General features: G+C 49.4%; 19 protein-coding genes and 3 tRNA genes. 9 read left to right on the forward strand and 13 right to left on the reverse strand.

Annotated features, from left to right (window positions below; genetic code table 11):
* Nucleotides 1–15: 15 nt before the first annotated feature.
* From H8D24_03830 to nosZ, 10 genes are all read right to left on the reverse strand, one after another.
* Nucleotides 16–843 (reverse strand): ABC transporter permease subunit, encoded by an 828-nt coding sequence (locus H8D24_03830; protein ID MBC8519523.1) that lies wholly within the window; start codon nucleotides 841–843, stop codon nucleotides 16–18.
* Nucleotides 840–1,367, reverse strand: a complete 528-nt coding sequence (locus tag H8D24_03835; GenBank protein ID MBC8519524.1) for a protein NosL — start codon at nucleotides 1,365–1,367, stop codon at nucleotides 840–842. The genes H8D24_03830 and H8D24_03835 overlap by 4 nt, the downstream gene beginning before the upstream one ends.
* Nucleotides 1,364–2,221 carry an ABC transporter ATP-binding protein gene (locus H8D24_03840; GenBank protein ID MBC8519525.1) on the reverse strand — a complete coding sequence of 286 codons (858 nt, stop codon included), beginning with the start codon at nucleotides 2,219–2,221 and terminating at the stop codon, nucleotides 1,364–1,366. Before H8D24_03840 ends, H8D24_03835 begins: the two co-directional genes overlap by 4 nt.
* Nucleotides 2,218–3,195 carry a NapH/MauN family ferredoxin-type protein gene (locus tag H8D24_03845; protein ID MBC8519526.1) on the reverse strand — a complete coding sequence of 326 codons (978 nt, stop codon included), beginning with the start codon at nucleotides 3,193–3,195 and terminating at the stop codon, nucleotides 2,218–2,220. The genes H8D24_03840 and H8D24_03845 overlap by 4 nt, the downstream gene beginning before the upstream one ends.
* Nucleotides 3,192–4,016, reverse strand: a complete 825-nt coding sequence (locus H8D24_03850; protein ID MBC8519527.1) for a 4Fe-4S binding protein — start codon at nucleotides 4,014–4,016, stop codon at nucleotides 3,192–3,194. The genes H8D24_03845 and H8D24_03850 overlap by 4 nt, the downstream gene beginning before the upstream one ends.
* On the reverse strand, nucleotides 4,013–5,341 hold the full coding sequence (nosD, locus tag H8D24_03855; protein ID MBC8519528.1) for a nitrous oxide reductase family maturation protein NosD: 1,329 nt from the start codon (nucleotides 5,339–5,341) through the stop codon (nucleotides 4,013–4,015). Before nosD ends, H8D24_03850 begins: the two co-directional genes overlap by 4 nt.
* Nucleotides 5,342–5,464: 123 nt before the next feature.
* Complete coding sequence (locus H8D24_03860) at nucleotides 5,465–6,676, reverse strand: hypothetical protein (protein ID MBC8519529.1); 1,212 nt, start codon at nucleotides 6,674–6,676, stop codon at nucleotides 5,465–5,467.
* A 125-nt stretch (nucleotides 6,677–6,801) separates the two neighbouring features.
* Nucleotides 6,802–7,527 (reverse strand): c-type cytochrome, encoded by a 726-nt coding sequence (locus tag H8D24_03865; GenBank protein ID MBC8519530.1) that lies wholly within the window; start codon nucleotides 7,525–7,527, stop codon nucleotides 6,802–6,804.
* A 93-nt stretch (nucleotides 7,528–7,620) separates the two neighbouring features.
* Nucleotides 7,621–7,941, reverse strand: a complete 321-nt coding sequence (locus H8D24_03870; protein ID MBC8519531.1) for a c-type cytochrome — start codon at nucleotides 7,939–7,941, stop codon at nucleotides 7,621–7,623.
* A gap of 158 nt (nucleotides 7,942–8,099) precedes the next feature.
* Nucleotides 8,100–10,397, reverse strand: a complete 2,298-nt coding sequence (nosZ, locus tag H8D24_03875) for a Sec-dependent nitrous-oxide reductase (GenBank protein MBC8519532.1) — start codon at nucleotides 10,395–10,397, stop codon at nucleotides 8,100–8,102.
* A gap of 270 nt (nucleotides 10,398–10,667) precedes the next feature.
* Here nosZ and H8D24_03880 point away from each other — a divergent pair, with 270 nt between their 5' ends.
* Nucleotides 10,668–11,060: a hypothetical protein gene (locus H8D24_03880; GenBank protein ID MBC8519533.1), complete on the forward strand. Its 393-nt coding sequence runs from the start codon at nucleotides 10,668–10,670 to the stop codon at nucleotides 11,058–11,060.
* 69 nt (nucleotides 11,061–11,129) lie between these two features.
* Here H8D24_03880 and purT read toward each other — a convergent pair whose 3' ends face one another.
* Entirely contained in the window at nucleotides 11,130–12,314 is a 1,185-nt protein-coding gene (gene purT / locus H8D24_03885) for a formate-dependent phosphoribosylglycinamide formyltransferase (protein MBC8519534.1), read from the reverse strand.
* Between the two features lie 45 nt (nucleotides 12,315–12,359).
* Here purT and H8D24_03890 point away from each other — a divergent pair, with 45 nt between their 5' ends.
* The 3 genes from H8D24_03890 (at nucleotide 12,360) to H8D24_03900 (ending at nucleotide 13,905) form a co-directional block, all read left to right on the forward strand.
* A complete protein-coding gene (locus H8D24_03890; GenBank protein MBC8519535.1) occupies nucleotides 12,360–13,148 on the forward strand; it encodes an FKBP-type peptidyl-prolyl cis-trans isomerase in 789 nt (262 codons plus the stop codon).
* Between the two features lie 41 nt (nucleotides 13,149–13,189).
* Nucleotides 13,190–13,759, forward strand: coding sequence for a DUF3365 domain-containing protein (locus H8D24_03895; protein ID MBC8519536.1), 570 nt, complete (start codon nucleotides 13,190–13,192; stop codon nucleotides 13,757–13,759).
* Between the two features lie 61 nt (nucleotides 13,760–13,820).
* Nucleotides 13,821–13,905: transfer RNA gene (locus tag H8D24_03900), tRNA-Leu, on the forward strand.
* Nucleotides 13,906–13,978: 73 nt separating this feature from the next.
* Here the strand turns inward: H8D24_03900 and H8D24_03905 are convergent.
* Both H8D24_03905 and H8D24_03910 read right to left on the reverse strand, forming a co-directional pair.
* The gene (locus H8D24_03905) at nucleotides 13,979–14,518 is read right to left on the reverse strand and encodes a hypothetical protein (GenBank protein ID MBC8519537.1); all 540 of its coding nucleotides are present in this window, start codon (nucleotides 14,516–14,518) and stop codon (nucleotides 13,979–13,981) included.
* Between the two features lie 69 nt (nucleotides 14,519–14,587).
* A tRNA-Leu gene (locus H8D24_03910) sits at nucleotides 14,588–14,674 on the reverse strand.
* A 94-nt stretch (nucleotides 14,675–14,768) separates the two neighbouring features.
* On the opposite strand from H8D24_03910, the gene H8D24_03915 reads away from it, so the two are divergent.
* The 5 genes from H8D24_03915 to rplT all read left to right on the forward strand — a co-directional run bounded on the left by H8D24_03915 (nucleotide 14,769) and on the right by rplT (nucleotide 18,100).
* A tRNA-Val gene (locus tag H8D24_03915) sits at nucleotides 14,769–14,845 on the forward strand.
* Nucleotides 14,846–14,910: 65 nt separating this feature from the next.
* The gene (gene thrS / locus H8D24_03920; protein ID MBC8519538.1) at nucleotides 14,911–16,824 is read left to right on the forward strand and encodes a threonine--tRNA ligase; all 1,914 of its coding nucleotides are present in this window, start codon (nucleotides 14,911–14,913) and stop codon (nucleotides 16,822–16,824) included.
* Between the two features lie 84 nt (nucleotides 16,825–16,908).
* Complete coding sequence (gene infC, locus H8D24_03925; protein ID MBC8519539.1) at nucleotides 16,909–17,439, forward strand: translation initiation factor IF-3; 531 nt, start codon at nucleotides 16,909–16,911, stop codon at nucleotides 17,437–17,439.
* 94 nt (nucleotides 17,440–17,533) lie between these two features.
* Complete coding sequence (gene rpmI, locus H8D24_03930; protein ID MBC8519540.1) at nucleotides 17,534–17,731, forward strand: 50S ribosomal protein L35; 198 nt, start codon at nucleotides 17,534–17,536, stop codon at nucleotides 17,729–17,731.
* Between the two features lie 15 nt (nucleotides 17,732–17,746).
* The gene (rplT, locus tag H8D24_03935) at nucleotides 17,747–18,100 is read left to right on the forward strand and encodes a 50S ribosomal protein L20 (protein MBC8519541.1); all 354 of its coding nucleotides are present in this window, start codon (nucleotides 17,747–17,749) and stop codon (nucleotides 18,098–18,100) included.
* Nucleotides 18,101–18,124 lie beyond the last annotated feature (24 nt).

Here is an 18,124-nt window from a genome sequence, read left to right on the forward strand (position 1 = left end):
AGGATGGTAGAGTTGCTAAAGTTGATCACCACGGCGGAACAGCATATATCCGACAGAGGCAGCGACTGTACCTAGTACAAGAGGGTATGCCATAGCCCATACCAGATACCAGAACTCGCCAAAATGGTCGAGAATGAGATAGGCTGAGGGGCCGAGCAGAACAAGCTGAGGATCAAACAGCAGCATCGATGCGGTACGAAAAACCTGTAGTGGGTTGCTCAGTGCGATGGCAACAATAGTATCCGAGGGGATCTGTTGCTGAATCATTATGCCAAGCAGAATAAGATCCAGAAACAGTAGCAGGAAGAGCCAGATCATGAAGGCGCTACCCTGAGCCACATCTGGTGACCTGGCAATGGTGGAGATTAGCATCCCAATACCAAGGAAGCACCACGATAGAGAGAAGAGCATGGCTGTGTAGAAGAGGAAGATGGACCATGGAATCTCCATATCCTGAATAACTCCCCATGCAATTGCCCCTGCCATGGCAAGGAAAACAGGAAGGAAGACTACGGTAAAGCGACCAAACATCTTTCCCCAGAACCATGAGGAGAGAGATATGGGTAGTGAGAGCAGGTACTCAAAGATTCCTGCATCACGATCACCGGCGACAGAGCGTACTGTGGTTATCAGAATAAATATCGGGAGAATAGCCATTGATAGCTGAATGTATGTAATCAGGAGGCGGGAGAGTCCGACAAACCCCATTATTCTGGATTCAGTCAATCCAAAGGCAAATAGCAGGGCAATAATTCCCCCAAAGACAATTGAATATATAAGGAACCACTTGCTACGCAGTGACTCGGAGATATCTGCCTTTGCTGTCATCAAGGTGTGCTTCATGGTTTGCTACCATCCTGTGGCTGTTTGGGGCGATTGGCCTCTTCGGCACGGTGGGCAAGACGAGCCTTTAGTGAGGCATAGTAGCTCTCCTCCTGACTGAAGACAGAACTTCTCATCTCCAGGAAGCCGACTGAATCCTGAGTGGCTTTGGGTTGCGCACTAAAGCCATAATTCATCGGGGTATGGGTAACTTTTACATATTGTGCCTCTCTGGCGTTTAGCCACCCTCCATCTTGATAGTTGTTTACCCATATCTCGGTTTTTGGGTCATCTCTCCATGGCTGCTCTTCGAGCCAGAGTAGAGCACAGCCTATATCATCAAAAGTATATGGCTTATGGTGTTTGCCACCACGAATCTGGGCAGAGTGGTTGCGATCACTAAGTGCCATCATGCAACGATCACAATTGTCGCGATCCCAGGTGACATCAACCGGGCCTGTTGCGGGATCACCGCTACAACCAGCAAGAGAGAGCAATAGGGCCAGAGATGCCATCTTCAGTGAGTTTATGGTTGCCCATCTCACTGTCTGCTCTCCTCGATATTGACTGTTGCCAGCAAGGCGGCATAGCGTGAAAGTACTCCCAGAAAACGGAGGCGATCTGGTCCTGGAATAGTTCCAGTCCACTCTGTTTCAGAGTCCTGGTTGCTGAATCCCCATGAGCTGATGGCGGCAGAAAATGCTGGTTCGATACGAGTGGTCTTGATGGTGCAGTTGAGCAGGCTGGATAGCTCAACACTATCATCAACTCGATCATCCAGAATTACCTTGCCTCGATCCAGCTCAATCACCCGGTTTACCAGTGATGCAACCTCATCAAGTCGATGGCTGGAGATCAGCATTGCGGTCTCTTTTCTCTTCTTCTCAAGCATGGAGAAGAGGATATGTCTGGCCTCAGGATCAAGGTTGGCAGCCGGCTCATCCATTATGAGTAGATTGGTAGGGCGCCCAAGCGCTATGGCAATCAGCAGTTTCTGTTTCTGCCCGCCAGAGAGTTTTACAAATGGCCTTTTTTTGATGGTATCCAGTCCGAGCCCCAACTGTTCAGCTACTGATGCCATCTCTTCTGTGGAGCACCCACAGACACTGGCAGAGAAATCGAGAAGTTGTTGAACCGGCATCTTTAGTGGTGGAGGGAGTTGGGGTACAAATCCTATCCGTGAGAGAACCTCTTTTCTCTCCTTGCGAGGGCTCTTGCCATCAAGGGTGATCTCTCCATCGCAGCTGTATTCACCGAGCAGACAGCGGATCAGAGTTGTCTTGCCGGCACCATTGGAGCCGATAAGGGCAACCCTGTCACCAGTCTTGATCTCCAGATCAAGCTCCTGCAGAACTGTGGTGCGTCTGAAGCTCTTTGATACCCCCTGCAAGATGATCATTTTTTCTTGCTCAGCCCTTTGAAGTGGTAGCTTAGAGAGTCTGTTGGACAGACATCTACACACATGCCGCACCTGGTGCAGTCGGGACCTATGCCCACATTCACATCTGGTGCACGTCCCTTGATTGTCCACTCCAGCACATGTGGAACCAGACAGACCTTGCGGCAGTCTCCTTCATGGTGGCAGGCGTCAACATTGTAGTTGATCTTCAATGGGGAGAAGATACCAACAAAGCCATAGGTAAGGCCGATAGGGCAGGCATAGCGACACCAGGCTCTGCGCGAGTAGAGGATCTCTACAGTAAGCAGAAACAGTACCCAGAGCAGCGCAACTGTAGGGCCATAAATCAGTGCTCGACTCAGAATTCCCGTGGGGGAGATCGCCTCAAAAATCGTGTAACCGGTACCAAGTGCCAGGGCAATAAAGATGATATATAGGTAGAGGCGTGCCTTACGGTTAAAGAGATGGTTTTTGATTATCTTCTTTTCAACCAGTTTAATATGGATCATCTCGGCAAATTCCGAGAGCAGATGGTATGGGCAGACCCAGGAGCAGAAGGTGCGTCCGCCCAATAATAGCCAGAGGATAAGGATAGTGACAGTTCCAATAAGCAGGTTGATTACAACTGTCTTGAAGGCGAGCATCACCTGCAGAGCTGAGTTTAGGTCAGCCATATGGAATCCAAGAAAACGGGATGCAGTTAGTGCGCCCTCCAATACCTGGATATCCAGCGTATAGGAGACGACAAAAAGGAGGTTAATCAGGATTAGAGTGGTCCAGCGTCTTTTGCGCCACTTTTTGTTGTGAGTTTCACGATATATCTGGTGCTCTTCACGTGCCTTTACCTTATCTATATCGCCATTTTTTCTCTTGCGCTCATGGAGCTCTTGCGCCGCGGCAGAAATTTTTTCAGGAGGAGTTTTGGCGGGGCTTTTCCCCATCATTATGTTGACGCAATACTTGCCGATCTTCATGCGACATCCTCCCACACTTTTCTCTCATCTATGACAATTGATGGAGCAGCAGTTGGGCAGACCATCTCGCAGACTCCGCATCCTACACATCCCTCCAGCACGGTAGGGCGGTAACGCAGGCCACCATCTGGCTTCTTCTCTACGGAAAGCATGATTGCCCGGTGTGGAGGACACTGATTCTTGTCTCCGGACGGTGGTTTACCTGCATCACACTGGTTGGCCCGTATCTCTATTGGACAGAGGCGAACGCAAAGATCACAGAGTGGCAGATCAAAATGTTGTTCATTAAGTTGTTGTGGCTCCCAGCGGTCAATCTCGTCAAAGCGAAGCTTGCCGTTGTACTCGGGCCCACGGGTAATCCCCCTGAACCCCTCTTTTTTCATCGCAAGACATTCATCTGGCAGTTCAAGGCGCGCGATCCCCATCCTGGTTTCATGGGAGTAGTTGATCTCATGGGTCAGTGCACCGGTTGGGCATGCCAGAACACACTGCAAGCCATCACAGGAGAAGTCACAAGCCTGGTCACGGGCATCAATATAGGCTGCCCCCTGACCCTGGCCATCAAAAATATCTGCCAACTCAATGGCCTCTACCGGACATACCTGAACACACTGCCCGCACTTGATGCAGGAGGCCAGGTACTCCTTCTCATCGAGGGCGCCGGGGGGGCGTAATCTAGGGGCAGTATTGCTTACTGTGGGTAGCAGGGTAAGTAATGAGAATCCTGTAACCCCAACAACCATGGCTGAGGTTCTCATGAACTCTCGACGCTCCCTCTCTTTTCTTGATAGACGCTTAGGTCTCTTCTCTGATTCGCTCATTGCAGGCTATTCTCAAGTAGTCTTAGTGATGATGACCAATCCTTTTTGGCCTGTTTTTCATCTTCAATTGTAGCTTCCTCTATTAAATCGTTCAGCTCTGCTGTTGTCTCGGCAACACGATTTTCACTGTTTAGTATACGGCTATCCAGGGATGCCAATAGTGGTTTTTCATCCCTCAACAGTAGTGTTGGTTCAGAGAATGGGGCAAGCTGCTCAAGAAAATCAAGTGATGCAAGAAGTGGTGTTCCCATAAAGAAGCGGGCATCAGGGCGGTCCATCCAGAGTCGATCAGCATAGGCGTAGAGCTCGTAGGGCGTATCTCCAGTGCCGTCACTATTCTGATCAAATCCCTCATAGTCATCCCAGTGATTTCCTTCCCACACATTTTTGGTGGCACCGCCGTTTCCATCGACAGCCACCTGCGTGATGTTGTCCTTGAAGCTATTATTGCGCGCAACATTTCCCCACCACGGGGTATGGAAGAGCATACCGATGCCATTAAAGGCAATCAGGTTGTCCTCCATCAGGTTGATGGTATCTGGTTGGTATGGGGATACATCACTATAGATGCCGGTGGCACAGTATAGAATCTTGTTGCCGGTGATTTTAACGTCACTGGTCTCCTTGAGCCCTATCCCCATCCCTGTTGTCCCCTGAGAGTGGGCTATATAGTTGTTTTTGATTACTGCACTATCACTGTACATCAGGAATATACCTACAGAGTTGTCTGTATACTCATTCTCCTCAATCAGATTTCCCTGTGAGTACATAAAGTGGAGAGCATAGCGTCCACCGGATGATCTGTTGCGAGCAATGGTGTTGTCTTTCGAGTACCAGACAACCATATCTCGAGAGTTGGTAATAATGTTATCGGTGACCTGGTTATCAAAGCTATACCAGAGTCGGACCGAGTCCCCCTGAAGACCAAGAGCCCGATCACTTTTAGAGCTGATTTTGTTGCGACGAATAATGTTGTTCTTTGATTGGCTCAGGTCGATCCCGAACAGACACTCTTCTATGGAGTTGTCCTTCACTACATTAAAGTCTCCCTTAACCTGAACCCCGGAATCTACATCATTATGAGAACCGCCAGAATTGATTAGGCGGAGATTCTGTAGAGTTGCTCCATCAGTATCCAGGTAAATTACACTTCCTTTTCCACCTGCATCAATGGTAACCCCATTCTTTCCATCAATGGTGATAGGGGTCTCAATGGTGACGGGACCAGCATATATTCCTGCTGGTGGTGTCAACAGACCACCCTTTGGGGTGGCATCTACAAGATCCTGAAAGGAGGGAAGATCTGTAGCCTTAGACTGAGGCATGATCACAGAAAGAGTTACAGTTAATGCTGTTAACAGTAACCAGCGTGTAGTGAGATGAGGTCGGTTCCAGCTCTCCACCATCACTTGTTTCACGTTTACGGACTTCGACTAAATCGATCGGTTTTAATTGTGCGATGATTTCAGGCGAATCAGTGCAACTGCAGCCAGAACTACAGAGTTGAGCATGATTAGTCCAAAACCATAATTTGGGTATGAGTAGGTGGCAAACTGGGCAACCTTGCCAACCCCAAATACGGTTGGCATAAATGGTTTTACAGTAAATGCACCCATCTCACTCAGATTGTGACCAAACCACCAGAGCCATCCGGCGTAATCCATAATAAAGAATATTGGCAGTGCCATGGGAACAAGAATCAGTATCCAGGTAAAGATTTTCTCCATCTTCCAGAGGCCAATTATAATCAGTGCCATGGCAGCCAGCAGTCCGCCAAAGACAATATTGGTAATGGTCATAATTAGCTCGGTACGCTCAATATCAGTCATTCCTACCTTGTCTGCCATAATCCCGCAACGAGACATAAATTCACTCTGTTGCTGTTCGGTAGTCATGGATGAGTCACTCTGAATCATCTTGTACATTTCATGGAAGGTGGACATGACGGCAGGGGTCGCACCAGCGTTGACCAGGAGATCATTCAGATCTTCAAAAGGACGCTCCTGAGTTGCATATAGGTCAACATAGGTCATCTTTTCTGCATAACTGTCACAATCCACCCCAATGGTTGGGAAGTAGCGTGCCAGGGCCTCTTCATAACTCGCCTCGATAGCCTGGGTTCCGCTCCAGCTCTCTATCTCTTCAGGATTTAGTTGCATGGTGCTCATCAAGTCGTCACGATAGGGAGAAGACTGCATATTCAATCCACCTTCGGTGTAAAGGGTGGTGTATGCCCAGCCAGCTATTACAATGGAACCAGCCCCCATCAGCATGATACGTTGTCGATTATTGGGTATGGCAAAGGCGATAATCATCAGCCCAAGCAAAACAAATACAAATGGAGATACCGCACGCTCTACCGGGGCACCGGCAGCAATTGGATACATTCCCACATAGTGGTTGATGGCGTCCATCTCATGTTTGCAGTTGAGAGCCTCCTCCTCAAATTTCTCTTCGGTCTCGACTTTCTCGCAACCATTAAAGACACCATTGACGTGGAAGTGGATGCGAATCCCCTGAGGGAATGCAGCTTCTGGATACTGCGGCGCCTTTAGTGATACCCACCAAACCGGGCTATAGAAGATGGAGATCAGCAGACCGATGGCAACCATGGAGAGGGTGCCGATAATAAAGTGCTGTTTTGTGCTGGTAGTGCTCATGTTGTAAAAACCCTTATATCTTTTGTTGTCTGGTTTTATTGCCCTGTCTTGTTCTATACGTCGTTACTCACTCCTCCATGAGAAAATCTGGATTCACCCTCCTGTAGGGGAGGGTGAATCAAACATTAGTCGTAGTCGGGGTTGATCCAGCCAACAGCCCCCAGATCCTCTGCAGGTACAGGGATACGGGATGTATAGTCTATAACCGCCTTCATATCTGCATCACTGAATTCGGCAATCTGCTTGACCATGTCAGGGTTGGCATTACGGCGCTTGCCATCACGAATCCACTCGAACTGACGCAACATATAGGCATAGTGCTGCCCATGGATCTTGGGATAGAACTTCTCCTGGTTGCCCTCACCATTGTCACCATGACACTGTGTGCAGTTTTTCTTGTAGAGCTCTTCGCCTCGGGCAAGATCTGTTCCGTCACCCTTGCCATTGTCCGGGTTCATTGGCAGTTTGGCGATGTAGTCGGTTACATCTGCAATTGCCTGCTCGTCACCAATCGACTCAGGAAGGGCAAAAGGGTACATTGTTGGGTTATCACGATTCAGGGCACGAATATCTGCCAACTGTTTGATCAGTACATTTTTGTGCTGTCCTGCCAGTTGGGGGAATGTTCCGTTCTGCATCCCCCACCCCTCCAGAAGGTGACATGCAGAGCAGACCTCGTATACCTCGATTCCATTCTCACGGTCAGGAGTAAGTGTCATTGCAACACTCTGCTCACCTTCACCGGTATTCCAGTCCTTTACATCGGTAACCTGTCCACCGGCTGATACCGAGGCGTTAACTCCTATTCCAATAAATGCGACCCCAGCCACAATTGCCGTAATTTTCTTCATCAATATCTCTCCACTATGTTCTGTTTATTCAGGCGTTCTATAGATTATGTGATAGAGCCATTTTTTGCTTTGATCTGTGTCAATGCTCTCTTTTTACTTCAGGGTTGATAGCCACTCGGCAATCTCTGCCATCTCTGTCTCATTAACCAGCCCCATTACACCTTGCATGGCGGCAGCACCGCCGTTATTACGAACTCCGGACTTGATATCCTTCATCTGATTAAGAGCATACTCTTTGCTCTGGCCAGCCAGTTTTGGGTATGTAGGAAGTACAGGGGTCTGTGCATCCTTTCCATGACATGCCCAGCATGTCTTGCTCTCATAGAGTGCTGCACCATCTGCCGATGCTGTTGTAGCCATTGTAGATAACATGGCTATTGATGTTGCTACCAGGAGAGTTTTACTAATATTCATTATCTATTCCTCTGTTCAATTATTGTCAAACTGCATTAGATCCTATTCAAACTTTATTTCCAAACTATTTCAGAACAGTTTTTCAAGGAATTTTTATTAAAAAAGGGGAGAGCAATAAATGCTCTCCCCTTAAGGACTAACAGTGTGTTAGTTGCGCATTATTTAGCTTGCACAACCGCACCGTGTTGTTCCAGGTAGGTTTTGGCGCGCAGACCAATGTCCGCAGCCTTCACCTGGTACTGCCACCACTGACCAGCCTGCAGAGTTGCATTCTGGAAGTCGTTGGCAGCTGCAGATTCCTCTGCCTTTTTCTGCCATGCTGCAGCAAAGCCCAACTGATCAACGGCATCCTCAACCAGTGCAGTTACTGGTGCGAAGTCCTTGAAGTTGGTGCTGGTGATATAACCTACAACACTGTCGATAATGGCTTGCGTATCCAGATTGGTCTGGTACTGCTTGTCATAGTCTGCCTTGTTATAGGTTGTACCATCAACAATCTCACCCTCTACAGCCTTGTAGCCTTTGGGTTTGACCAGCAGATAGCCTTCCATCTCAAGGTGGAGTGCTGAACAGAACTCAGTACAGTAGTAGGGGAATACGCCCTCTGTGTCTGCCATGAATGTTGCAGATACAGTCTTTCCTGGTTCCAGTGAGAGGTTTACATTGGTGCCGTTGATTGCGAAACCGTGGGTCTCATCCTCAGCACGCTCCAGGTTGGTAAGGTGAATAATTACCTTGTCACCAACCTCGGCCTCAATGGTCTCTGGAGTGATATGTGAACGGATCACAGTACCAAATACCTCAACAGTACAGTTGTCACCATCACAGGTGCGAGATGTCTTCTCACGACCAGCACGGGTCTTGTAAGGAGAGCGCTTGTCGGAGCGGCTATCCCAACCAGACTTGTAGCGGATAGCTGGCTTAAGCTTGTCTGCCTTAATCGCAACCGCGTAGTGCGGTTCGCCCAGTGGTATAGGCATATCATAGAGCAGCTCCATCTTGTCGCCACTGATATCGATCAGCTGGTGGTTCTGTGGATGGAGTGGGCCGACAGGATTGAATCGGTCAATCGCCAGCTTGTCCAGTGCTACCAGATACTTGCCGTCTGGAGATGCAGAGTCACCCTCCATAGTCATCAGATGGCCAATATTGTAGTGAATGGAGAGCTTGTCCAGAATCTCACCAGTACAGTAGTTCCACTTGGTGACCTGAGAGTCTACGTAGATAGAGGTGTAGACAGTACAGTCTTTGGAGTCATACTGCGTATGCAGTGGCCCAAGACCAACCTGTACCTGTCTTTCCAAAGCATCTTCCAGAGAGACAATGGGGATACCATAGTCATCACGAGCCTCATATTTACCGGCACTGTGTGCAGCCATCATCTTCGCGAAGCTGTATACATATGCGTGGCTATCCAGCTTGCCGGATACGATCATGAACTTGCCGTCAGGAGAGACGTCAACACCATGAGGACTCTTTGGTTCAGGAACCAGGAATAGAGCATTGTTCTCAACCATGGTCTCCATGGAGAGCACATCCATGCCATTCACTGATTTACCCTTGCCGGCCTTGTAGAGCTCTACTGCCTTCTTCCAGTTAACTGCATGGAGGAAGTCAGTATCCTTCTGCGAACAGCCTGCCTCATAAGGAGGACGCCCCTTCTCGATACCGCCTACGTAGCGCTCGGAACAGAATGAGTTGGTGAAGGACCAGCCATCACTACCAAACTTGCCGAAGTCGGAGAGGTCCTGACTGTATGGAGGCATCTCAACTGTAAATGATTGAGATGGATCAAGGCGACCTATCTCACGGTTGAATTTCCAGTAGGTAACACCGCCACGATAGCGGTCATTGAACTGCTCCAGAGGTACATACTCATCCTCAAATGGTGCAGGGTACTGGGCTGCCTCAATTACATAGTCAGTATTTGGAGTTACAAATGCACCACCATGCTCATTATTAAAGTGTGGGTTGACTACAATCTGTTTGGTTTCGAAATCATGTAGATCAACTACCGCCAGACGAGGGTTGTTCTTGTCATTAATGAATAGATACTGTCCATCATACTCAGCGTTGGTTTCGGAGATCGCTGGATGGTGGGTATCACCAAAGTTGATATCCTTACCGTTGATTCTTCCTTGAGCCAGGACTGCCTTGGACTCATCATCAAAGCCGTAACCCTGCCACGGCTCTGGGGTGAATACCGCAACGTATTTGAGAATACGCATTGAGGGAATTCCGTAGACAATTAACTGACCACTTTGACCACCAGAACTGAAGGCGAGATACTCATCACGACCTCCAGAAGGGGTGTAGGTTTTTGCTGCCGCCAATAGATCCTTTTGTGTAAGGCCACGGGCCTCCATCACATCGTCCAGCGCGGATGACCACGCTGCACTTCCGGTTCCGAGCGACATTCCGATGGCCATTGCCATTGTGAGTGTCTTTTTAAACATAAGTTGTTGACTCCTGATTGTTTTTTTATCGCCTCGATCTCCTGGGAGAGAAATCTGGGCGCATGATTTCAAAACTAAGTTGAACTTAGTACCCGTGAGAGTAATACATTAGAGCACCAACTCACTTTGACCTAGATCAATTTGGTTGTTTAATATAGCCTGAACACAGCATTACACCATTCTGTTACGGAGTGTTTATGTTGCAGGATTCAACCGTTCAGTTATAGTTGGTCGCTACAGCTTTAAAAACCACCGACGGAGAGAACAATAATGAAAAAAGTGATTGGAGCAATTTTGTTGGCAGGCAGCTTTGGTGCCTATGCTGATACCCAGTTGAGTTGTGATCTGGACGAGATTGATAGCTATTCAGGCGAGGTGACTCATAATGCTGATGTCAAGGTCTCGGTACCTGACAACCATTTCCGTGACAAGCGTGTCAGTGAACATGATGAGGATTATGTCATTTATGAGGAGTGGGTAATCAACCCGCAGGCCTCGATCTACCGTCTCAGAGGCAAACTGGATGGTGAATTGGTCACTCTGGAGAAAAGCATGATTGAGGCAGGTACAGGGATTGTGCGCGGAGAGATTCGCCACAAGGAGCTGGGTAGTCGTCCAAGAAAGAACACTACCTATGAGGGACGTTGTTATCTGGATGAGTAGTGTTTAGGAAATATATTGACCCAAAAAAGCCGTTACGTGTAACGGCTTTTTTTATGTGTCTGGTTGTTATTACTGGGTTTTTATAACAATGGAAGAGGCTGCACGGTTGGCCTTTTCCCGTGCCTGGTCTGTGGATTTGTCACGTGATAGCACAACCCCCATTCTGCGTCGCCCACTTACCTCAGGCTTGCCAAACAGTCTGAGTTGAGTGTCAGATTCAGCCATGGAAGATTCAATGCACTGGTAGCAGATCTCGTCTGATTCACCCTCTACAAGCAGGACGCTTGATGCAGATGGTCCATGTTGATGAATGTTCGGTATGGGAAGCCCAAGGATCGCACGGGCATGGAGAGCAAACTCGGAGAGGTCTTGTGAGATAAGGGTAACCAGACCGGTATCGTGGGGGCGGGGAGAGACCTCACTGAATATTACCTGGCCCCCCTTTATGAATAGCTCAACCCCAAACAGGCCACGTCCACCCAGTGCATCAGTAACCTTTTTTGCCATCTCTTCGGCAGCTGCCAGGGCATCAGGGGTCATTTGTTGTGGCTGCCATGACTCTCTATAATCTCCATCTTCCTGGCGGTGACCTATTGGTTGGCAATATGAGGTGCCATCATTGTGACGAATAGTCAGCATGGTTATCTCGTAATCAAAATCGACAAATCCCTCAATTATGATTCGCCCAGCACCAGTACGACCTCCCTCTTGAGAGTAGTTCCAGGATGACTCTATATCATCCTCACACCTAACTGTGCTCTGCCCCTTGCCGGATGATGACATGATTGGTTTGACAACGCAGGGTATTCCGATATCTCTGATTGCCTCCAGATACTCCTCTCTGCTCTCTGCAAAACGGTATGGGGATGTCTCTATTCCTAGCTCTTCGGCGGCTAGACGACGAATTCCCTCCCGGTTCATGGTCAGTTGTGCGGCCCGGGCAGTTGGTATTACGGTAAAGCCCTCATGTTCAAGCTCAACCAGGGTATCAGTTGCTATTGCCTCGATCTCGGGGACAATAAGATCTGGTTTCTCCTGCTCAACAACCTCTCGTAGAGCTGAGCCATCTAGCATGGAGATAACATGGGAGCGGTGGGCGACCTGCATTGCCGGTGCGTTTGGATAGCGGTCAACAGCGATAACCTCAACCCCAAGGCGTTGCAGCTCTATGGCTACCTCCTTGCCAAGTTCGCCACTTCCACAAAGCAGGACACGGGTTGATGTAGATGAGAGCGGGGTTCCAATAGTAGTCATGATTGCAATAATACCATCTACCCAAACCTCGGTTCAGAGGATAGAATGCTCCGCATTCAATTTTTATGGAGAAGAGATATGTTTAGAACGGTAGCAGCATCAATTTTGGTTCTGGCAATGGCTGGGTGTTCCGACAGTGGTAATGCTGTAGAAGAGATTGCAGTCTCCCCAGGGTTTGAGATGACGACGCTAAAGGATGGTAGCGGAGCAGGCGCCAAGCCTGGTGATATTGTCTCTGTTCACTATACAGGAACCCTGACTGACGGCACCAAATTTGACTCCAGTCATGATCGTAACGAGCCTTTCAGCTTTACTCTGGGTGCTGGAAATGTGATCAAAGGGTGGGATCATGGTGTCAAGGGGATGAAGCGCGGAGAGCAGCGCAAGCTGGTGATTCCGCCAGAGATGGGGTATGGCAGCCGTTCAATGGGGCCAATTCCTGCGAGTTCTACCCTGCTGTTTGATGTGGAGCTGATAGATATCCTGAGCTATACAGATATCAACAATGAAGAGTTACAGACGTTGTTGAAAGAGGACGATATTGTGCTGGTAGATATCCGCCGACCAGAGGAGTGGAAAAAGACAGGTATTGTCGAGGAGTCAGAAATGATTACAGCCTTTACCAAACGCGGCAGTCTCCATCCTGAGTTTAACGAGAAATTCCTGAAACGCTTCAAGGCAGATGATCGAGTCATCATTATCTGCCGTACCGGAAACAGGACAGCTCGTCTGGCTCAGGCTTTGGTAGGGGAGATGGGTTGGAAGAATGTATATAATGTAAAGAGAGGTATTACTGACTGGATCAAGAAGGGGTATCCAGTAGTAAAACCATAGAGTGTTATAGCCTGTAGAAACAATAATTAAGGAGAGTAATTATGAAGAGAACAATTTCAGCAACACTGGTTGCAGGCATGCTTACTATGCCGTTGGCCGCATCAGCAGACAGAACCGATCAGTATGTAAATGAGAGTCGTGCTGCCGTTAAGTCACTATTCAAGACTCTGAAGGGTAATCTTGTCGGAGCGATGAAAGCTGGTGGACCAATCAAGGCTATTGAGGCCTGTAACCTCAGTGCCCAGCCATTGACTGTGGCGGAGGCAGGGCGCCTCGGTTACGATATTGGCAGAACCAGTCTGCGTCTGCGTAACCCTGTTAATGAGGCGGATGCGTGGGAGATCAAGGTGCTGCAGCAATTTGAGGCTCGCAAGTCTGCTGGTGAAGACCTCAAGAAGATGGATTACTACGAGGTTGTTGATAGTGGTGGTGGCAAGACATTCCGTTACATGAAGGCTATTCCCGCGGGTAAGCCATGCATGGTATGTCATGGCGATATGGTTGCACCGAAGGTTCTGGAGAAGATTCGTAGCCACTATCCACTTGATCAGGCAACCGGCTTTAAACCAGGAGACCTGAGAGGGGCGTTTACTATCTCAAGAAAGATGTAATTCAGGAGAGAGAAAAACAGTGTATTTTTTGGTCTGAGCGTATAAAATGCGCCACACTTTTGCGAGCGTGGTGGAATTGGTAGACACGCCAGATTTAGGTTCTGGTGCCGCAAGGTGTGAGAGTTCGAGTCTCTCCGCTCGCACCATATATAAAAAAGGGGCAACCACTGTTGGTTGCCCCTTTTTATTTCTACCGGCTGTGAGCCTGTCAGGTTGTAGTTACTCTGTTGTAGCGTCACCTGTTGTTGCTGTCTCGGCAGAACTATCAGCCTCCTCACCCTTCGGCCTTCTTGGGTAGCGATCAGTCAGATCCGCTGCAGGTGGTTGCTGAGGAGCACTCCAGCCCTGTTGCGGACCATACCCATAAGGTTGTTGCTGACCCCATCCTCTGTTGCCTCCCCAGGGCATGCCGCCCCAGCCTCCATTGTTTCCACCACCCCAGGGCATTCCACCCCAGCCGCCACGGTCACCGCCTCCCCAAGGCATGCCACCACCACGGCCACCCCACGGGCTGCCCCCGCCCCAGCCAGGCTGTGATCCCCAGGGGGTCTGCCATCCGCTTGGACCCCACTGCTTCATATCTTGCCCCCAATACTCTTTTTTCCATTCGCGAGCCTCAGGCGGGCCATCCCACTTGTCCCATCCGCCCCATTTGTCCATCTTCCAGTCCTCGGGATCGACAAAGGCATTTGCGCTGGTGGTAAAACTGGCAACTGCTGCAAGCAGAAGTGCGGTTGTGAGTTTGTTGGTTTTTTTCATGGCAGGCTCCTCAGTTTATTGTTCTGTTATTTGACAGAAGCTACCACCATGCGGGGTTTAATACAAATTTGGTACCGAGGGGGGGACTTGAACCCCCAAGACATTGCTGCCGGCGGATTTTGAATCCGCTGCGTCTACCAATTCCGCCACCTCGGCATTGAGGGTGCGGATTATAGGCGCAGTGTGTTGATGATACAACGGGATTATTGACAATGAATGGTTGCACTGTACAATGCCCATTCGACTTTACAGGCGCGTAACTCAGTTGGTTAGAGTGTCACCTTGACATGGTGGAAGTCGGTGGTTCGAATCCACTCGCGCCTACCAAATTTTTTAAGATTTTTTATTATTAACATGCGGCCTTTGGTGTGGGTCGCCACTGGAGATTGATAATGCCTTTGATTACCCTGCCCGACGGCTCCCAACGTAGTTTTGACCAAGCAGTTACTGTTTTTGATGTTGCCTCTGATATTGGCCCGGGCCTTGCAAAAGCCGCCCTGGCCGGAAAGATTGGGGATCAATTGGTCGATACCTCTTATCTTATTGAAGAGGATGTCTCTCTCTCCCTGATTACCAGTAGAGATGAGGAGGGGGTGGAGATTATTCGTCACTCCACAGCACATCTTCTGGCGCAGGCAGTTAAAGAGATTTTTCCAGAGACCCAGATCACTATTGGTCCAGTGGTAGAGAACGGCTTCTACTACGATTTTGCTCGTGATGAGAAGTTTACCCCGGATGATTTCAAGATCATCGAGAAGAAGATGGCTGAGCTGGCGAAGCAGAATATAAAGATAGAGCGTTCCGAGATGGGGCGTGATGAGGCGGTAGCTTTTTTTGAGGAGCAGGGGGAGGCCTACAAGGCTGAGATCATTCGGGATATCCCGGCTGATCAGACCCTCTCGCTCTACCGTCAGGGGGATTTTATCGACCTCTGTCGTGGTCCCCATGCCCCCTCTACTGGACATCTCAAGGGCGGCTTCAAGTTGATGAAGCTGGCCGGCGCCTACTGGCGTGGTGACTCCAGCAATGAGATGTTGCAGCGCATCTACGGTACCGCCTTTCCAGACAAGAAGCAGCTCAAGCAGTATCTGCATCGGCTGGAGGAGGCAGAGAAGCGTGATCACCGCAAGATTGGCAAGAAGCTCGATCTATTCCATAGCCAGGAGGAGGCGCCAGGGATGGTCTTCTGGCACAGCAAGGGGTGGTCGATCTATCGTGAGGTGGAGGAGTATGTGCGTGAGAAGCTGCGCCACCACGGGTATCAGGAGGTCCATACCCCGCAGGTGATTGATCGGGTGTTGTGGGAGAAGTCGGGCCACTGGGACAAGTTTGGTGACATGATCTTCACTACCCACTCCGAGAATCGTGACTATGCAATCAAGCCGATGAACTGTCCTGGCCATGTGCAGATCTACAATCAGGGGCTACGCAGTTATCGTGACCTGCCGTTGCGAATGGCAGAGTTTGGCTCCTGTCATCGCAATGAGCCATCAGGCACCCTGCATGGGTTGATGCGAGTTCGCAACTTTACCCAGGATGATGCCCATATCTTCTGTACAGAAGATCAGATTCAGTCTGAGGTGGCGGCCTTTATGGATCTGCTGTTTGAGGTCTATGAGGACTTTGGCTTCAAGGAGGTATTGATCAAGCTCTCCACCCGCCCAGAGAAGAGGGTTGGTAGTGATAAGGTGTGGGATCAGGCCGAGCAGGCACTAGAGACTGCGCTCAATACCAAGGGGCTGGATTGGGAACTGCAGCCAGGTGAGGGGGCATTCTACGGCCCAAAGATCGAATTTTCGCTCAAGGATTGTATTGGTAGGGTCTGGCAGTGCGGCACCATTCAGGTTGATTTCTCAATGCCTGGCCGACTGGATGCCACCTATATTGATGAGCATGGTGAGAAGAAGAGTCCGGTCATGTTGCACCGTGCAATCCTCGGTTCGCTCGAGCGTTTTGTTGGAATTTTGATTGAGGAGTACGCAGGCTCGATGCCGGTATGGTTATCCCCACTGCAGGCTGTTGTGGTCAATATTACGGATCATCAGCGCGAAACTGCGGAAAATGTGGCAAAACAGTTGAATAATGCAGGGTTTAGGGTCGAATCGGACTTGAGAAACGAGAAGATAGGACTTAAAATTCGCGAGCATTCCATGCAACGTCTCCCCTATATCTTGGTGATTGGGGATCGTGAGATGAAAGAGGGTGCTGTCGCAGTCCGTGCCAGAGGTGGTGAAGACCTCGGTACACTATCTATTGAGGCGTTTATTGAGCGTCTGAGAGAGGATGTGGAGAGACGCAAACAGTAGTTTTGTGTGCACAGCCCCATGGTTTTTATTTTTTGAACAGGAGAACTTGAGATCGCACTTCAGCCAAGAGGCCCTAGAGGCCGGATGCCAGAGAAGGTAAGAGAGCATCGAATCAACGAGGAGATTACAACATCCCAGTTGCGTGTATTTGGGGCAGACCAATCAGAGTCGGTTGTGGTTTCACGAAGTGAGGCGCTGGAGATGGCAGATGAGGCCGGACTGGATCTGGTTGAGATCTCACCAAAAGCGGAGCCGCCAGTCTGTCGAGTGATGGATTACGGCAAGTTCCTGTTTGAAGAGAGCAAGAAGAAGAACGCGGCCAAGAAGAAGCAGAAGAAGGTTCAGGTCAAGGAGATCAAGTTTCGCCCCGGTACTGGTGAAGGGGACTATCAGATTAAACTGAAAAATCTGATGAAGTTTCTAGGTCAGGGAAACAAGACAAAGATAACCATCCGTTATCGTGGTCGTGAGATGGCTCACCGTGAGCTTGGGATGGAGATGCTCAAGAGGATCGAAAAAGATCTGGAAGAGTATGGGAAGGTTGAGCAGTTTCCCAAGATGGAGGGGCGGCAGATGGTTATGGTGGTCGGCCCAATCTCCAAAAAGAAGAAGTAGATACAGTTTATTTGGTCTCAGTCTGGTCAATGGCACACCGGCTGAGAATTTGAAACGAGAGCCTGGCTCTCACTATTAAGCAAGAGGTGAAAAGATGCCAAAGATGAAGTCTAAGAGAGGCGCTTCCAAGCGCTTCAAGCGTACCGCGTCCGGCGGTTTCAAGCGTGGACAGGGTTTCCGTAGTCATATCCTGACAAAGAAATCGACCAAGCGTAAGCGTCAGCTACGTAGTCCATTAAGTGTTCATGAAAGCAATGCAGGTGCGGTAAAACGTATGCTGCCTTATAGCTAAGCCGGGAGCAGAATTATGCCAAGAGTAAAGAGAGGCGTTCAGGCACGTGCACGCCATAAGAAGGTTCTAAAGGAAGCGCGCGGTTATTATGGTGCCCGTAGTAGGGTCTACCGCGTTGCTAAGCAGGCGGTTACCAAGGCTGGGCAGTATGCCTACCGTGACCGTCGTCAGAAGAAGCGTCAGTTTCGTTCACTATGGATTGTTCGTATCAATGCGGAGGCTCGTAATAACGGGATCTCTTACAGTAATATGATCAATGGTCTCAGCAAGGCAGGGATCGAGGTCGACCGTAAGGTTTTGGCTGACCTGGCTGTTCATGACAAGGCAGCATTTGCGGCAATTGCGGAACAGGCAAAAGCTGCACTTTAAAAAACGGTGTTGAACACCATAAAA

It is taken from the genome of Candidatus Thiopontia autotrophica, from assembly GCA_014384675.1.
Classification (GTDB): Bacteria; Pseudomonadota; Gammaproteobacteria.

What these genes read in the sequence shown, in the direction of transcription:
- H8D24_03860 (MBC8519529.1), bottom strand. Translation starts at nt 6,676, where the DNA reads ATGAGCACTACCAGCACAAAACAGCACTTTATTATCGGCACCCTCTCC.
- H8D24_03850 (MBC8519527.1), bottom strand. Translation starts at nt 4,016, where the DNA reads ATGAGCGAATCAGAGAAGAGACCTAAGCGTCTATCAAGAAAAGAGAGG.
- H8D24_03870 (MBC8519531.1), bottom strand. Translation starts at nt 7,941, where the DNA reads ATGAATATTAGTAAAACTCTCCTGGTAGCAACATCAATAGCCATGTTA.
- H8D24_03895 (MBC8519536.1), top strand. Translation starts at nt 13,190, where the DNA reads ATGAAGAGAACAATTTCAGCAACACTGGTTGCAGGCATGCTTACTATG.
- rpmI (MBC8519540.1), top strand. Translation starts at nt 17,534, where the DNA reads ATGCCAAAGATGAAGTCTAAGAGAGGCGCTTCCAAGCGCTTCAAGCGT.
- H8D24_03890 (MBC8519535.1), top strand. Translation starts at nt 12,360, where the DNA reads ATGCTCCGCATTCAATTTTTATGGAGAAGAGATATGTTTAGAACGGTA.
- H8D24_03865 (MBC8519530.1), bottom strand. Translation starts at nt 7,527, where the DNA reads ATGAAGAAAATTACGGCAATTGTGGCTGGGGTCGCATTTATTGGAATA.
- H8D24_03840 (MBC8519525.1), bottom strand. Translation starts at nt 2,221, where the DNA reads ATGATCATCTTGCAGGGGGTATCAAAGAGCTTCAGACGCACCACAGTT.
- H8D24_03845 (MBC8519526.1), bottom strand. Translation starts at nt 3,195, where the DNA reads ATGAAGATCGGCAAGTATTGCGTCAACATAATGATGGGGAAAAGCCCC.
- H8D24_03905 (MBC8519537.1), bottom strand. Translation starts at nt 14,518, where the DNA reads ATGAAAAAAACCAACAAACTCACAACCGCACTTCTGCTTGCAGCAGTT.
- infC (MBC8519539.1), top strand. Translation starts at nt 16,909, where the DNA reads ATGCCAGAGAAGGTAAGAGAGCATCGAATCAACGAGGAGATTACAACA.
- H8D24_03830 (MBC8519523.1), bottom strand. Translation starts at nt 843, where the DNA reads ATGAAGCACACCTTGATGACAGCAAAGGCAGATATCTCCGAGTCACTG.
- thrS (MBC8519538.1), top strand. Translation starts at nt 14,911, where the DNA reads ATGCCTTTGATTACCCTGCCCGACGGCTCCCAACGTAGTTTTGACCAA.
- nosD (MBC8519528.1), bottom strand. Translation starts at nt 5,341, where the DNA reads ATGCCTCAGTCTAAGGCTACAGATCTTCCCTCCTTTCAGGATCTTGTA.
- purT (MBC8519534.1), bottom strand. Translation starts at nt 12,314, where the DNA reads ATGACTACTATTGGAACCCCGCTCTCATCTACATCAACCCGTGTCCTG.
- nosZ (MBC8519532.1), bottom strand. Translation starts at nt 10,397, where the DNA reads ATGTTTAAAAAGACACTCACAATGGCAATGGCCATCGGAATGTCGCTC.
- H8D24_03880 (MBC8519533.1), top strand. Translation starts at nt 10,668, where the DNA reads ATGAAAAAAGTGATTGGAGCAATTTTGTTGGCAGGCAGCTTTGGTGCC.
- rplT (MBC8519541.1), top strand. Translation starts at nt 17,747, where the DNA reads ATGCCAAGAGTAAAGAGAGGCGTTCAGGCACGTGCACGCCATAAGAAG.